Here is a 1,687-nt window from a genome sequence, read left to right on the forward strand (position 1 = left end):
GAGGTGGGCGTTGGCGGCGGCGTAGCCGCCCTGGCCGCCGTTGCCGACGACGCCGGCGATGGAGGAGAACAGGACGAAGAAGTCGAGGTCGAGGCCGGCGGTGAGCTCGTGCAGGTGGAGTGCGGCTTCGGCCTTGGGACGCAGTACGTGTTCCAGCCGGTCGGTGGTCATGGCGTCGAGGACGCCGTCGTCGAGGGCTCCGGCGGTGTGGATGACGCCGGTGAGGGGGTGTTCGGCGGGCAGGGAGGCGAGGAGCTCGGCGAGGGCGGCGCGGTCGCCGGCGTCGCAGGAGGCGATGGTGGCGCGGCAGCCGAGGGCGGCGAGTTCCTCGCGGAGTTCGGCGGCGCCCTCGGCGGTGGGGCCGCTGCGGCTGGTCAGGACGAGGTGGACGGCTCCGGAGCGGGCGAGCCAGCGGGCGACGTGCGCGCCGAGGGTGCCGGTGCCGCCGGTGACCAGGACGGTGCCGTGCGGGCGGGCGAGGGTGTACTCGCCGGTGGGGGCCGCCGGTTCGGCGGTGGCGCGGACCAGACGCCGGGCGAGGGTGCCGGTGGCGCGGACGGCGAGCTCGTCCTCGCCGCCGGGGTCGGCGAGGAGGCCGGTGAGGAGGTCGAGGGCGCGGGTGTCGAGGGTTTCGGGCAGGTCCACCAGGCCGCCCCAGCGCTGCGGGTACTCGGCGCCGGCGACCCGGCCGAGGCCCCAGACCTGGGCCTGGGCGGGGTGGCGGAGCGGGTCGGCGGGGCCGGTGGCGACGGCCCCGGAGGTCGCGCACCACAGGGGGGCGCCGATGCCGGTGTCACCGAGGGCCTGGACGAGGGCGAGGGTGGCGGCCAGGGCCGTGGGGACCCGGTGTCCGGGAGCCGGGGCGGGGTCTTCGGCCAGCAGGGAGAGCACCCACGGCCTCCCGGTCGGGGTGGGCGGCCGGGTCGAGGGCGATGCGTTCGACGCGGGCGCCGCGGGCGGTGAGGGCCTCGTGGACGGCGGTGGCGGTGGCGCCGTCCTGCCGGGCGGTGGTGGTGACGAGGAGCCAGGTGCCGGTGAGCGGGGCGCGGCCGGCGCGCCGGGCCGGGGTTCCGGTGGGGGTCCAGGTGACGCGGTAGCGCCAGTTGTCGATGCGGGCGCTGCGGGTGGAGCGGCGGCGCCAGTCGGCGAGCCGGGTGACCATCGTGTCGAGGGAGGCGTCCGGGTCCAGGTCCAGTGAGCTGGTCAGGGCCTGGACGTCGGTGTTCTCGACGGCGGCCCAGAAGCGGGCCTCGTCCTCGCTGTGCCCGGCGGCGGCCGCGGAGGCGGCCGGTGCGGCGGTGTCGAGCCAGAAGCGGCGCCGCTGGAAGGGGTAGGTGGGCAGGTCGGCGGGGCGCGGGCGCAGCCCGGCGAACGCGGGGGTCCAGTCGGCGGGGACGCCCCGGGTCCAGGCCTCGCCGAGGGAGGTGAGGAAGCGGGCGGGGCCGCCGTCGCCGCGGCGCAGCGAGGGGAGGACGTCCACGGTGGCGGCGGCGTCCTCGGCGGTCTCCTGGAGGCCTATGGCGAGGACGGGGTGGGGGCTGCACTCGACGAGGACCTGGTGGCCGTCGGCGATCAGACGGCGGGCGGCCGGCTCGAAGCGGACGGTGGTGCGGAGGTTGGTGTACCAGTAGGCGGCGTCGAGGGCGGCCGAGTCGACGGGTTCGCCGGTGACGGTGGAGTAGAACGG

The 1,687-nt window shown here is 77.5% G+C and carries 2 protein-coding genes; both read right to left on the reverse strand.

What is annotated here, in order from left to right; translation table 11 throughout:
• The coding region (locus VR44_RS41700; protein ID WP_157880506.1) for a beta-ketoacyl reductase at positions 1–891 on the reverse strand (891 nt) is incomplete at its 3' end.
• Positions 794–1,687 (reverse strand): acyltransferase domain-containing protein (locus tag VR44_RS41705; protein ID WP_157880507.1); only part of this gene is annotated, 894 nt, incomplete at its 5' end. The genes VR44_RS41705 and VR44_RS41700, both read right to left, overlap by 98 nt.

The sequence above is a fragment of the Streptomyces katrae genome (assembly GCF_000966975.1).
GTDB lineage: Bacteria > Actinomycetota > Actinomycetes > Streptomycetales > Streptomycetaceae > Streptomyces > Streptomyces katrae.